Origin of the sequence: Mucilaginibacter boryungensis, assembly GCF_015221995.1 — a bacterium.
GTDB classification, from domain to species: Bacteria; Bacteroidota; Bacteroidia; order Sphingobacteriales; family Sphingobacteriaceae; genus Mucilaginibacter; species Mucilaginibacter boryungensis.
Map to the genome: position 1 here is coordinate 792,183 of NZ_JADFFM010000001.1, position 14,692 is coordinate 806,874.

The following is a 14,692-nucleotide window of genomic DNA, read 5'->3' on the forward strand; positions in this document are numbered from 1 at the left end:
TATACATTAAGGAATTTAACTGATAACCGCCAAGCCTGGTAAGCAACAAAGGTAGTTATCACAATTATTTAACATATAACATAAAGGTATGAAAAAAAGTATACCCAATGAAAGATTACGTTCTATCGGTTGGATCATGAAAATAACCGGGTTGATAATTACAATTACGTGTTGCCTTAGTTTAAGTCTACTTGCAAAAGAAACATTGGCGCAGGGTTCATTAAATAAACAAGTAACTATTGAAATTAAAAATGAAACACTGGAAAGCACATTTGAAAAAATATCAGAAAAGACTAATGTCTCATTCAGCTATATAAGCAATAGTGTAGACAATAATCAAAAGGTAAATCTTATAGCAAAAAACGAGAAACTGAAAGATGTTTTAGATAAGTTACTAAAAAAATATCAGTTAAAGTATACTGTATTTCAGGATAAAATAATTATCCAAACTATTGATTATACAAAAACTGCAACAGATAGTTTGATAAATATAAAAGGGCAGGTTTTTGACACTAAAGAGCCCCCTGCGTCATTGCCTGGCGTAACGGTTAGAATAAAAGGTAAAAAGGGTTCAACCACTACTGATGTTAACGGAAACTTTGAAATAAGAGTGCGTAAATATGACGTGCTCATTTTTACTTATATTGGCTTTAAAACCAAGGAGTATACAGTAACTAACACAAAAGATAACCTAACTATTTCACTGCAGGAAAATGTATCGGAACTAGATCAGGTAGTTGTTACCGGTTATTCTGAACAAAAAATAAAACATATTGCCAATGCAATAAGCACTATAAACATCAAATCGAACGTTGATGGCAAACCTATTACCAGATTATCGCAAGCGCTACAGGGTGGCGTGACAGGCTTAACCGTAACACAAAGCTCGGGTTTACCGGGTGGTGATGCTGCGGTAATAAAAATAAGGGGCATTTCTACATTAGGTACAATTACCCCCCTCGTATTGGTTGATGGAGTACCTTCAGATATCAATTCCGTTGACCCGGTTACTGTTGAAAGTATTACTGTTTTAAAAGATGCCGCTGCTGCATCTATTTATGGATCGAGGGCAGCAAATGGCGTTATTTTAATAACCACCAAGCGTGGACAGGCGGGTCAAACCAATATTACTTATAATGGATTTGCCGGCTATCAGGCGCCTTCATATTTACCTGATTTTGTTGATGCAGTGACTTATATGAATATGGTTAACCAGGCGCAAGCCAATATTGGTGCCGGCCCTTTATATACAGCAGATGCCATACAAAAAACGCAGAACGGAACTGACCCATTACTTTACCCTAACACAGATTGGAAAAAATTAATACTACAGAATAAAGCTTTTATGCAGGAGCATACAGTTGGCGTTACTGGTGGTAGTAGCCAAGCGCGTTTTGCTGTGACTGGCACTTACTTATCGCAGGATGGTATTATTAAAACAACATCTTCAGATAGATATTCGCTACGGGCTAACACAAGTGTAACCTTAAAAAAGAATTTGTCTATGTATCTGGATCTTGCTTTAGCCAGAACAAATGTTGACAGGCCGATTAACCGCTTCACCAGTTTTCAGAGTGGTGACGGCGCGGGCTACATTTTGTATGAAACCTACAGGATACCGCCTACGGTAGTCGGTAAATATCCGATGCAGCCAAATGGCTATCAGGCTTATGGTAATTTTGGTGATATGCTTAACCCTTTGGCCGAATTGGAACAGGGTGGTTTAGCCGAGTCTCGTGAAGACAATATTTCAATTAATTTTCAACCACAATGGGAAATCGCCCCGGGTTTAAAGCTTAAAGGTCAATACTTGTTTCGCACCATCAGTACTGGTACCATTTCATCGCGCGACGCATATAACTTCCTAGATTATTATAATAATGCGCTTGTTTATCAGTATGCTGCAGCGCATACTACGGGTATATATAAAACAAATTATCAGTATATGTCGGCTACAATTGACTATAACCGCACAATTGGGAAAAATACTATATACGCCCTTGGTGGTTTAACCCGGGAGACAGATAACCCAACAAATACAAGCCAGTTTGACGAGGCAACGCTAGCATCTTATTTGGTTAAACTAAATTATATTTTTGATGATAAATATCTGTTTGAAAGCACCATGCGTGCAGATGGTTCATCCAAATTTGGCCCGAACCATAAATGGGGTTATTTTCCATCAGTTGCTGCTGGATGGAATATTAGTCGTGAAAATTTTCTTAAAGATATAAAATTATTGAGCAACTTAAAATTAAGGGCATCATACGGCTTACTAGGCAATAATCAAAGCATAGGTTTATATAAATATCAGAGCACTGTAAACACTAATGGTACAGAAGCTGTAATAGGTAATCCCGACATTACCTGGGAGCGGGTTAAAATGCTGGATATCGGTACTGATGTGTCACTATTTAAAAGTAAATTAAACTTCACTTTTGATTGGTATAATAAAACTACTGAGGATATCCTGTTAAATGCCCCTTTATCTTATTCGTCGGGAATCGGTCCCCAACCTATAAATGCCGGAAGCGTGCGTAATAAGGGTTGGGAGTTTTCAATTAATTATACAACTTCGATTACCAAGAATTTTTCTACAAGCTTAAGTGCAGGTTTTTCTTATTACAAAAACACGATACTTAGCCTGCGGGGAGGTCCTTATTACAGTGGATCAACCGTTCAGCAAGTTGGGCAACCAATAGGTAGTGTATATGGATACGTTACCGATGGCTTGTTACAGCAAAAAGATATTGCAGCCAATGTTCCAATGATTGGGTCTGGGTCAGCTTCTGGTCCGTCGCAAGTTGCTGGCGATATTAAATATGTTGATTTAAACCATGACGGAACTATAACAGATGCAGACCAAACCATTATAGGTAACCCCAATTCACAAGGAAATTACTTTTTTAACATGCATTTTGGTTATAAAAATTTCGATTTTGAGACCCTGTTAAACGGCTTTACCAAAGCTGACGTATTTTACACAGGCAGGTATATTTCGCCTCTAAATATGAATGGCGGCGGCGGTACCCCAATGGTTTGGCAACAGGATACCTGGACACCTGAAAACACCAACGCAGTTCTACCCCGTATTACACCAAATGCCGGCGATAATACACGAATGTCGGATTATTGGCGCACTAATGGAGCATTTGTAAGGGTGCGGTATATTCAGTTGGGATATAATATAAAAGCTCGTTTTTTTACAAAAGCCGGAATTTCAGGCGCCAGAATTTATTTTAATGCGCAAAACCCATTAACATTCGCCGGTATGAAATATCTGGATCCTGAAACGCGAGGAACGGATAATACTTATCCGTTAATGCAGGTATATACAGTTGGGTTTAATGTGAAATTTTAATACACTAAGATTATGAAAAAGATATTTTTAATATGTTTATTAATGATAGTTGGCGTTACAGCTTGTAACAAAGACTTTTTAACCAGAAATAATCCAATTGATACTACCGACGACAAATTTTGGCAGACTGAAGCGCAGCTTTTAGGTGTCATACAATATATAGCAGGCTCCATGCCAGGCGGTGGGTTTCAATATCTTCCGGATAGCCGCATTTCGCTTTCGGCTTTAACTGATGATGCAGCCTGGACGGCAAACTTTTTGCCTGAAATAAATCAGTTTGCCTTAGGTAATGGTAACTCAAACCCGCCATCATCAGCTTATATGCTGATATATCCTTTCTGGCACGACGATTATCTGAAAATACGTACCTGTAACAGGTTCCTGGAAAATGCAGGCAAAGCTTACGTAGATGTGGATAAGCTAAAACAATATATGCTTGAAATAAGGGCTTTTCGGGCATTTTATACTATGGAACTGTCTATGTATTATGGGGCAATACCAATTGTAACTTCAGCTGTTGGGCCTGATGATGCCGCTTTAAAAGCAAGTAGTAAGGAAGAGATATTAAATTTTATAATATCAGAATTTAAAGCATGTGCTGACGGGTTGCCTTTATCTTATCCGGGCGATTTACCTTATCGTATTACAAAAGGAGCGGTATTAACCATGGAAACCGTTGCTTATTTAAACTGGGGTAAATATGCCGAGGCTGCAGCTACAGCAAAACAGGTTGTAGACCTTACCGATCCGGCTACCGGAGCAAAAGTATATTCGCTGTATAAGCCTGCTGCTACCGATAATTATTTAAACCTGTTTTTATATAAAGGCGAATTTAACTCAGAGCGTATACTTTCTAATCAATCGCAGCAGGGAGTTTACGTTAGGCTGGCCCCGCCTAATGCGGCTGGCACGGCAAACGTTAACCCTACACAGTCTATGGTTGATACTTACGAAACCAGGCAAGGCAAAACTCTGGCAGAATTAGGTCCTGACAGTTTAGCTATTTATCATAAATATCCTAACTATAACAACAATCGCGATCCGCGAATGGCAGCTACTATTGTTTATCCCGGTGCAACATTTTATACCGTGGTTAATCCCTTTGCTCCAGCACCAAATGTTTGTGCCATTGGCGCTGTAAACTCATCCCGCACCGGCTATTTCGTAAGAAAATATTGTGATGTATCTATGGATAGAACAAGACCAACAGCCGGGACATTGGATTTTATGATTTATCGTTTAGCTGATGTAATGCTGATGCGTGTTGAGGGACTGGTTGAAAGCGGTCAATCAGCAGATCCTGATGTTATTAACTATCTTAACCAGATACGCAATCGGTCAAATATGCCCAATGTTAATACATCAGTGTACAATAGTCAACAAAAACTACGTGAACTCTACCGCAGGGAAAGAAGAGTTGAACTGGCTTTTGAAGGAAACCGCTGGTTTGATATTCGAAGATGGAAAATAGCCGAACAGGTTATGAATGGCGTGGTATATGGTGCAACCAACCCGGCAAACGGACAGACGGTGATTGTGGAAACCCGTAAGTTTGATGCCGGACGTGATTATGTGTGGCCTATACCAATTCAGGAACTTCAGGGGAACGCCAGTATGATGCAAAATCCGGGGTATTAAGCAACAAAAAATTAACAACATGACTCCAATGCTTCCTGTTAAGTATTTATAATAGTTTGAGGATGCTGTAATAAATATAACTTATATGCTTGTATATAGCATTAATATTCAACAGCCCGCATAACTTCAATGCGGGCTGTTTTCAAATAAATATTATCAAAAAAAAGCGATGAAGGAACACTGGCGAAATAAAGCGGACAATTTTTACGATTGTATAAATAGATTAATTGATCCAGCAATATTTTATCTGTCCAATATTTGATTATATAATAATATTGTTTGTACTTGCCTGTAGATAGCGTAATTACACGTAAAGACCAACTAAGGACATAGTAAATTGTTTATTTGCGTTTATTGATTTTCTTTATAAGTTTGATATATAAATATACCCTATATAAACTAATTAAATCGGTTACTGAAGACGTATAGTATACTGCAGCCTCTTAAAATCAGAATTGTCGGTATACATTCTCTTAACCTAATCTAAAACATAGCCAATAAAGATATAATTAGCATTGTTATGAATGAATTGACTATAAAGTATACAGATTCAATACCGAAGTCAATTCAATTTATTATTGGTTCATAACCCGAATATTTAAATGAAAATAAGGCATATAGTTGATGAGAAGGTCTTGTTATCTCAACTGAAAGATGGAAAGGAAAAAGCCTTTGAGCAATTATATCATTTATATAGTTTCAGGTTGTATGGCTTTTTGTTAAGATTGATAAAAGACGAAGAAGTCTCCCGTGATTTATTGCAAGACGTATTCATTAAAATCTGGGATAAACGTGAGTTAATAGATCCTGAAAGGTCTTTCCGCTCATATCTTTTTCGAATTGCAGAAAACAATGTGGTAGATTTTTTCAGAAAAGTTGCGTGTGACAAGAAACTTCAAGTTAAATTAACCGTTGCTGCTACTGAACTCTATTCACATATAGAAGAAGCTATATACTCCAGAGAGCACTTAAAAATTCTTAATCAGGTTGTTAATGAGTTGCCTCCACAGTGCAGGTTAGTGTTTACCTTGTGTAAGTTAGAGGGGAAAAGCTATAAGGAGGTAAGCCAGACCCTGGGCATATCAGTATCGACTATCAGCAATCATTTACAAAAAGCAACTCAGTTTATCAGGCAAAATTCAATTCTATCAGATTCTATTACAATCCTTGTAATTGCTTGTTTTCTAAAATAAGACTTTTAATTACATCCTTCTTAATAATTTCATTTTTTAGTAGTGAGTATTATTTCCGATTCGCATAGCTGTAAAATTACAACCGATGATAAGTTATCAGCTTATACCAGCATAAACTGGCTGCAAAAAGTCCAAAGATTGCTTATTAACGAAAACAAAATAAATGGTTAAATTTATTTTGTTTTTTTATAACTTTATCTATGAATCTTTCTATATAAATTGACCGATTATAGCACTTTTAGCGATGAACAACTGTCTCTGCTTTTGCAGAAAGACGACTATTCCGCATTTTCCGAAATTTACACGCGCTATAAAGGGCCGCTTTATATTCACGCCTTTCACCGTTTAAAAGACCGGGAAGAGTGTAAAGATCTAATTCAGCAACTTTTTGCCACTCTTTGGGATAACCGTAAAACCATCATATTTAAATCTTACTTATCTGGCTATCTGTATGCTTCGGTTAGAAATAAAGTATTCAATGTCATAGCACACAAACGTGTGGCATCATCTTATTTAGATTCCATTGGACAATTTGCTAATAGCGGCGAATATATCACAGATCAGACGGTTCGTGAGCGGGAATTATCGCAAATTATTGAAAAGGAAATTAATGCCCTTCCGCTTAAAATGCGCGAGGTTTTTGAACTAAGCAGAAAGGCTAACCTCTCTCATAAACAAATAGCTGAAGAACTGAATATATCGGAAAAAACAGTACGAAATCAGGTACACAATGCCATTAAAATATTAAGAGTAAAACTGGGAATCCTTGTCTATGTCGTTTTTATATTTTATAGGTAAATTCATATCTTTTTTGGTATCCTAAATATTTTATATAAAAATATTTCATTTTTATATAGGACATGTTTTGAGGCTGGCGGTCTATAGTGATAATGGGGGTACTCAGCTATCCTTTTATACTATGGATAAAGACCAAATTAAAGAATTATTGCTGCGGTATGAATCGGGAACTTGCACAGCTGAAGAAAAGGCTTTGCTGGAAACTTGGTTTTTAAAACAACACGCGGAAAAATTACCATCTCCGTCGGAAATAGAAAGTGATCTGAATGAGGTTTGGGCTGAATTAAATCAAAACTATCACTCTAAAAGTACAATCATTACATGGTACCGCGTAGCTGCCGCGGCTATAACACTCCTATTTCTTTCTGTTGCAGGATTTTTTCTTACTAATCGGCAGCAACCCGTTCAGCGAGTGGCACAAGTGCAGCAACACGATGCGCTTCCCGGCAGCAATAAAGCCATATTAACTTTAGCTAATGGAAGAAAAATCATATTGAATGATAAGGCTAATGGAAAATTGGCAGAACAGTCGGGTATCAAAATCACCAAAACAGCCAATGGTCAGATCACCTATACAATAGCTAATGTAAAAACACCCTATACCAACGTAGCTACTAACACGATTGAAGTACCACCTGGTGGCCAATATCGGGTAAAATTACCCGATGGTACTAATGTATGGCTAAATGCCGCCACCACTTTACGCTACCCTGTAAGGTTTACTGGTAACGAACGCAGGGTTGAGTTAAATGGTGAAGCCTATTTTGAAGTAGTCCATAACAAAGCAATGCCGTTCAGAGTAATAAATGCTCGACAAACAGTTGAAGTATTGGGTACTCATTTTAGTGTGATGGCCTATGGAAATGAAGCTGTAATTAAAACAACTTTACTGGAAGGCTCTGTAAAAGTGAGTGATGCCACCCGTAGCACTATGCTTATTCCAGGTCAACAATCCCAACTTACACGTGAAGGCATCAATGTGGTTAGCGGGGCTGATGTTGACAACGCGATAGCCTGGGTAAAAGGCAAATTACAGTTTACCGATTCAGACATTCAAAGTATCATGCGTACACTGTCGCGCTGGTATGACATTGACGTACAATATACGGATACCAAAATCACAAAACGATTTGGCGGATCTTTTTCCCGCTCAAAAAATCTGTCTGTGGTATTAAAGGCTCTTCAATCTACCGGAGATGTTCACTTTCTTATAGAAGGAAGGAGGGTAATTATTATGCCTTAATTTTACATATAAACAAAAGTAAGGCAAAGAAAAGGCCGGGAGTGTACCACCACCACCGGCCAATGATTTGGGCCTATACTTAATAATTATTGTCGAGATATATATCAACTAAACCCAAATTAAACAAATATATGAAATTCTTATTTGTTCGCTCATCAGATTTGACTCGGTGCATGCGAAAAGCTTTTCGCGAGATAAAGCAACTTATTTCAGGCATTGATCCAGCCATAAAACGTAAAATAACTATGAGGATTAATATAGCAGTCGTATTAGTTATAAGTGCCATTTTACAGGTAAGCGCATCGTCTTTTGCACAAAAAATAACCTTAGAGAAAAATAACGCTAAACTGGTAAACATCATTAAAGCAATACAAGAGCAAAGCGATTACGACTTCGTTTACTCAAGCCGGATGATTAAAGCAGCACATAATGTAAATATATCTGTTAGCAACGCCTCGCTAATAGATGTGTTGGATTTATGCTTTAAAGACCAACCTTTGACTTATATCATCGAAAATAAAATTATTATCATAAAAAGTGTCGATGAAGCTAAAACCAATAAACTTATCAATAAAACAATCCAAGTAGCAAATGTCACCGGTAAAGTTACTGATGAAAAAGGCCTTCCATTACCTGGTGTAACCGTTAAACTAAAAGGGTCGACAATTGCTACCGTCACAGATGCTAACGGATACTTTACCATCAATTCTCAGAATGGACAAGGCGTATTGCTAATTAGCTCGATCGGTTATGAATCAAGAGAAATCAACATTAATAACCAAACTAATATTACCATACAATTAACAGAAAAAAATACGGCGTTAAAGGAAGTAGTAATGGTTAGTTACGGTACACAAAACCGGGCAGATGTTACGGGATCTATTGCTCAACTGAATTCAAGCAAGGTAAAAGATTTACCTGTTGGCCAATTTACCCAGCGTTTGCAGGGTCAGTTTGCGGGTGTTAAGGCCAATATCAATTCTGGGCGTCCAGGGGCAGGCCTATCCATACAAATACGCGGCGCTACATCAATCAATGCTAATAATTCCCCTTTGATTGTTGTAGATGGGCAACCCTTAAGTATTGTTGGTGGGCAAAATCCCATCAATAATATTAATCCAGACGAAATTGAAAGCTTTTCCATTCTTAAGGATGCATCAGCAACTGCGCTTTATGGCTCTCGTGCAGCCAATGGCGTTGTGCTGATTACTACCAAGCAGGCTAAGCCAGGTAAAACCCAGGTTGATTTTACAGCGTATTACGGTGCGGCTTCATTGGATAAAGGTCATGTCCCCCCGTTTATGGATGCGCACCAATTAGCCACCTTCATGAATGAGTTTTTTCAGGACAAAATTAAGTATGAAGGATATGTAAATCCGGTTACCGGAACTGCCACTGTGCCCGCTGAATATGCTAATCCTGACCAATATGGCAGGGGAACCGACTGGCTGGGGCAAGTATTACGCACTGCGCCTACGCAAAGCTATAACTTAACTGTATCTGATACTCGCGAAAAATCATCAACCAGTATAGTTGCTGGTTATTTTAAGCAGGACGGTATTGTAATTAACACCAGTTATGAGCGTTATTCAGTAAGGGCTAATAGCATATTCAAGCCCACCAAGTCAATAAGTATAGGTTTAAACCTGGCTCCAACTTATCAAATAGATAATAATGCGCAACTCGGGCCAACTGATGGTTCGCGCCAGATTCTGTCAGGCGCTTTACTATCATCGCCTATTGTGCCGGCATATAATTCCGATGGCACACCGGTTAATCAAGCTTCAGGGTTCTTTTTACTGGCTATGCCGAATTACCGGCTAATTGCTGAAAATCAGAATAACGTCAATAAAAGCCTTCGTTTTTTGGGTAATACCTATGTTAATGTGGATATTCTGAAGGGACTATCATTTAAAACAAGCTTTAATATTGATATGGCAAATTTCGTCAATAACAAGTTTGTAAACCAGATAGCAGCCGCGGCTTTTAATGCACCGCCACCACGCCCAGTATCATCTATATCTGGCGCTTATGCTACTGAAACTTATACCTCGTGGGTGAGTGAAAATATAGCTAGCTATAAAACAACTATTGCGGGTGTGCATAATTTAGAGGTATTGGGTGGTTATTCCATCCAAAAGTTTACAGATTATACCAATTCGGCTAATGGCACTAACTTTCCAGATGCATCCATACCTTATGTAAGCGCTGCTGGTACGACTACTGGCACCAGTGGTAAAACTGACTGGTCTTTGCTATCGCTGTTTGGCCGGGTAAATTACAATTATAAGCAAAAATATTTGCTGGAAGGCTCAATCCGTAGCGATGGCTCATCAAAATTCGGGTTTAATCGCAAATATGGCGTATTTCCGACAGTATCAGCAGGTTGGGTAGTAAGTAACGAGTCATTTATGCAAACCGTTTCCATGATTAATTTCCTGAAGATAAGAAGCAGTTACGGTTTAACAGGCAACAACAACTTCACTGCCGGGGGTAATTATCCTTCAACATCATTGATTGGCGGCGTTAATTATGTATTTAACAACACTTTAGTAGGGGGGAAAGCTATAACACAATTGGGAAATAACGAGTTGACTTGGGAAAAAAACAGACAGTTTGATTTGGGTTTGGAAATTGGAGTATTAAACAATCGCATTAATCTTAGTTATGACTATTATAATAAGTTAACCGATGGATTGCTTTATCAGATCAACATTCCTCAATCGTCAGGCTTTAATATTGTTTATAGTAACATAGGCACTATGAAATTCTGGGGGCATGAATTCACGTTGAATACTGTTAACCTTGTTAATAAGCTGAAGTGGAATACCAGCCTGAACATCACGTTTAATCGCAACCTGATTACCAAATTAGGCACCCAGGATCTGCCTATTATGCCTGTCAATGAATACTCATGGCCAAACATACAGATGGTTGGACAGCCTGTAGGCGCATTTTATGGTTACGTTACTGATGGTGTGTATATGAACGCCCAGGAGTTTGCCACCCAACCTAAACACACCACCTCAACCATAGGCAGTGTACGCATGAAAGATGTTAATGGGGATGGCAAAATCACATTAGATGACCGTACTATTATAGGCAATCCCAATCCTAAATTTGAATATGGTATTACCAACAGCTTTAACTATGGTAAGTTTGATTTGAACATTGTAATGTCGGGACTGTATGGTAACCAAATTGCCAACCCGTTGTTAGGTGGCGATGGCCATAACCTTGACGGCGCTTTTAACTTGTACGCTAATCAGTTAGACCACTGGCGCTCAGAAGCAGATCCAGGCAATGGCATTGTACCACGCACCTTGGCGAATACTACTGCATTATACCGCACATTTAATACGACGGAGGTTTATTCCGGCTCTTACCTTGCCTGCCGTAACATTGCTTTGGGTTATACTTTCAGGTTGCATAATAACCGATTTATTAATAAGCTAAGAGTATATACCAGCATACAACAGGCTTTTGTAATTACCAATTATCCGAATTTCAGCCCTGAAACAAATAACCAGACAACCAATATAAATGGTTTAAGCTTAGGTGTTGACGCTACGGAATATCCTATTCCCCGCACCATTACTTTAGGGCTTAACTTGGGTTTATTCTAATATTAATATTTATTAAAATGAAAAAAATAGCATATTTACTCATATTTTCCATGTTTATAAGCATGGTTTCCTGTAAAAAGGATTATCTGGCTTTAACATCTCCAACACAATTAACAACGGACAATTTTTATCAAACGACCGACCAGTTTCAACAGGCACTAATTGCTACCTATCAATCTTTGCGTGGCTGGGCTGACCCTGGGAGTTGGCTAATGGGCGAAAGCCGCTCAGATAATACACGCTATGATTTTAACCCTGCCAATCGTGCAGTGGCTATCCTTGAGCGCGAGGGTATTGTTGATTGGACCAATGATGCTACTAATACACAAACAAAATCAAAATACACCGCCGATTATGCAGGTATTGAAAGGGCCAATATCATTCTTGATCAGATTGGTAAGGCTAACATTGATGCTGCTACAAAAAATACAATAATCGGCGAAACGGAAACGTTGCGTGCTTTCTTTTATTTTGATTTGGTACAGTTTTTTGGTTCCGTGCCGTTAAACTTACATCAGGTAACAGGTCCGTCAGATACTTTTTTACCCCGCTCAGCTGTTGCTGATGTATATGCCGTAATTGTAAATGATTTAGCTGATGCTATAAAAAAATTACCGACTACCATAACATTCCCACAAAGCGGAAGGGTTACTGTTGGTACAGCAAAAATGTTACTGGCCAATGTATATATGGTGCAAAAAAAATACGCTGATGCTGAGGCTTTATTAATCGATGTAACACAATTAGGTTACAAATTAAATGCCAATTATGCCAATGCTTTTTCAACCACCAACAAAAACAGTGCTGAATCAATATTTGAGGTGCAATATCAGCAGGGGGCTGCCAATGGGCAATACAGTTCGTTTATTTATAACTTTATACCGCCCGTTGCCAGTACCGTTGTTATAACCGGTACTGCAACCAATACATTAAATTCATCATGCAGCCAGAATGTGCCAACTCAGGATCTAATTTCATCTTATGAGGCTGGCGATACCCGTTTGGATGCAACCATTGGTATAATTGAAGGGCATTATGATGCGTCAGCCAATTTTGTGCCCGAAGCATTAAAAAGCATAGTAAGTTATACAACCCCGCCTGGTAAAGTCGCAAAAATTTTTGCTAAAAAATTTTTACATGCAAGTACTACCGCCGGGCAAACCGATGATAACTGGCCGATTTACCGTTATGCCGATGCCTTATTAATGTTAGCTGAAGCGATGAATGAGCAAGGCAAATCAGGCACAGCTCTGCCTTACTTAAATCAGGTACGCACGCGCGCAGGCTTAGCGGCCAGTACACAAACTGATCAGACTTTATTAAGGACGATTATTGTTCATGAGCGCCGTATAGAACTGGCTCTCGAAAATAAACGCTGGACTGATTTACTCAGAACCGGTCAGGCTATTCCCGTAATGACGGCTTTTGCTGCAAAAATTAAATTAGACCCCAGAGTGCCGGCTAATGCTTATACCAATATAGATGCTAATCATTTATTGTTCCCGATACCATCAACAGAAATACAGCTTAATCCGCAAATAACACAAAATCCAGGTTATAATTAATTAAGGCTTAACCCCGTCTCATCAGGTTAGTTGGTTGGCAGGTGGGTTATTTACTGAAATAACCCCCTGCTTTATATTTCGTTTTTAAACAATTTTTAAACTAATATTTATGAAATACCTCATCTTAACTAAAATGCGGGCACCAATGCTGCTTGCTAACGTACTCAAATTTGTACTAATAGGACTTATATTTACAGGTTGTAAAAAAGGCAACCAGCAGTTGGATACCATGCAGACAACAGCAACGCCTAAATTGACTATTGAATCAACAGCGTGCGGGTGTTGGATTGCAGGCACAAATCAAGATAATAATCAGATTGAAGCTTATGATACTACAACAACAGTAACTTGGGGAACGCCAAAATGGTCTTTTGCCCCTACAACAGCACGTGGCTACAGCTCAACGGCGGAAATTCCCTTATGGGGTGGACCTACTGATGTCAAATTACGTAACACTACGGTTTTTTCAGGCTATTCGCAAGTTATTGTGACTGCAGGTGGGCGTTTGGCAACAATTGCCGCTTATCCCTCTGGTAATAAGTTATGGACTGTGGGTTATAGCGCAACTGCTCCTCAAGTCGATATACATTCAACAGAAATATTGCCCAATGGTAATATTGCCCTTGCATCAGCCGGACGAAACTGGGTGCGCGTCTATGCCTCCGCCCCATCCGCCCCAAATCACAGTACGTTTAGCGAATTTTCCCTCGGGTCAGCCCATGCGGTATTATGGGACCCTTCAATTCAAAGATTATGGGTGATCGGCTGGCTTCCGATTAATAGCGCAAATTATTGGGATCCGTTAAATCAGGTTATAACTGCTTTACAAGATACCGGTACGGCCGCTAATCCAGGTTTAAAAGAAGATATTAACTATCGTGCTATTTTGCCTGGTAAATATGGCCATGAAATATCACCCTATTATTATGATAATAATAAATTGTGGGTAGCAGTACAAGTTGATAATACTGATACCAACAAAGGTGTATATATATTCGACAAAACAACCAAAACATTTACGCCGGTATCGGGCGCTGCAAATAGAAACTTTGTAAAGGGCGTGGGTAATCAGCCCGCAGGAACAATTGTGGAAATAAGGCCCAAGAGTGCAGGTGGTACGGGTGAAGACAGTTGGCAAAATGATACTGTTAAATTTTATTCACATAATGGCACATTTATGTATAACCGCATTAAACCTGGGGCTAAATTTTATAAGGTAAAAGTATTTGATCCTGATTATCAATAATCAACAACTTCTTTTAAAAGAA

The 14,692-nt window shown here is 38.7% G+C and carries 8 protein-coding genes; all 8 read left to right on the forward strand.

Going from position 1 to position 14,692, the window contains the following annotated elements; translation table 11 throughout:
• The first annotated feature begins 88 nt into the window (after positions 1-88).
• Positions 89-3,361 carry a TonB-dependent receptor gene (locus tag IRJ18_RS03410; RefSeq protein WP_194104791.1) on the forward strand — a complete coding sequence of 1,091 codons (3,273 nt, stop codon included), beginning with the start codon at positions 89-91 and terminating at the stop codon, positions 3,359-3,361.
• A 12-nt stretch (positions 3,362-3,373) separates the two neighbouring features.
• Positions 3,374-4,999: a RagB/SusD family nutrient uptake outer membrane protein gene (locus IRJ18_RS03415; RefSeq protein WP_194104793.1), complete on the forward strand. Its 1,626-nt coding sequence runs from the start codon at positions 3,374-3,376 to the stop codon at positions 4,997-4,999.
• Positions 5,000-5,601: 602 nt separating this feature from the next.
• Positions 5,602-6,192: an RNA polymerase sigma factor gene (locus IRJ18_RS03420; RefSeq protein ID WP_194104794.1), complete on the forward strand. Its 591-nt coding sequence runs from the start codon at positions 5,602-5,604 to the stop codon at positions 6,190-6,192.
• Between the two features lie 219 nt (positions 6,193-6,411).
• Entirely contained in the window at positions 6,412-6,990 is a 579-nt protein-coding gene (locus IRJ18_RS03425; RefSeq protein ID WP_194104796.1) for an RNA polymerase sigma factor, read from the forward strand.
• 121 nt (positions 6,991-7,111) lie between these two features.
• Entirely contained in the window at positions 7,112-8,233 is a 1,122-nt protein-coding gene (locus tag IRJ18_RS03430; protein WP_194104797.1) for a FecR family protein, read from the forward strand.
• 245 nt (positions 8,234-8,478) lie between these two features.
• Positions 8,479-11,859 carry a SusC/RagA family TonB-linked outer membrane protein gene (locus IRJ18_RS03435; RefSeq protein WP_194104799.1) on the forward strand — a complete coding sequence of 1,127 codons (3,381 nt, stop codon included), beginning with the start codon at positions 8,479-8,481 and terminating at the stop codon, positions 11,857-11,859.
• A 17-nt stretch (positions 11,860-11,876) separates the two neighbouring features.
• Entirely contained in the window at positions 11,877-13,424 is a 1,548-nt protein-coding gene (locus tag IRJ18_RS03440) for a RagB/SusD family nutrient uptake outer membrane protein (protein WP_194104801.1), read from the forward strand.
• 109 nt (positions 13,425-13,533) lie between these two features.
• The gene (locus IRJ18_RS03445) at positions 13,534-14,670 is read left to right on the forward strand and encodes a hypothetical protein (RefSeq protein ID WP_194104803.1); all 1,137 of its coding nucleotides are present in this window, start codon (positions 13,534-13,536) and stop codon (positions 14,668-14,670) included.
• Positions 14,671-14,692: the final 22 nt, after the last annotated feature.

What these genes read in the sequence shown, in the direction of transcription:
- IRJ18_RS03430 (WP_194104797.1), top strand. Translation starts at nt 7,112, where the DNA reads ATGGATAAAGACCAAATTAAAGAATTATTGCTGCGGTATGAATCGGGA.
- IRJ18_RS03435 (WP_194104799.1), top strand. Translation starts at nt 8,479, where the DNA reads ATGAGGATTAATATAGCAGTCGTATTAGTTATAAGTGCCATTTTACAG.
- IRJ18_RS03410 (WP_194104791.1), top strand. Translation starts at nt 89, where the DNA reads ATGAAAAAAAGTATACCCAATGAAAGATTACGTTCTATCGGTTGGATC.
- IRJ18_RS03445 (WP_194104803.1), top strand. Translation starts at nt 13,534, where the DNA reads ATGAAATACCTCATCTTAACTAAAATGCGGGCACCAATGCTGCTTGCT.
- IRJ18_RS03420 (WP_194104794.1), top strand. Translation starts at nt 5,602, where the DNA reads ATGAAAATAAGGCATATAGTTGATGAGAAGGTCTTGTTATCTCAACTG.
- IRJ18_RS03415 (WP_194104793.1), top strand. Translation starts at nt 3,374, where the DNA reads ATGAAAAAGATATTTTTAATATGTTTATTAATGATAGTTGGCGTTACA.
- IRJ18_RS03440 (WP_194104801.1), top strand. Translation starts at nt 11,877, where the DNA reads ATGAAAAAAATAGCATATTTACTCATATTTTCCATGTTTATAAGCATG.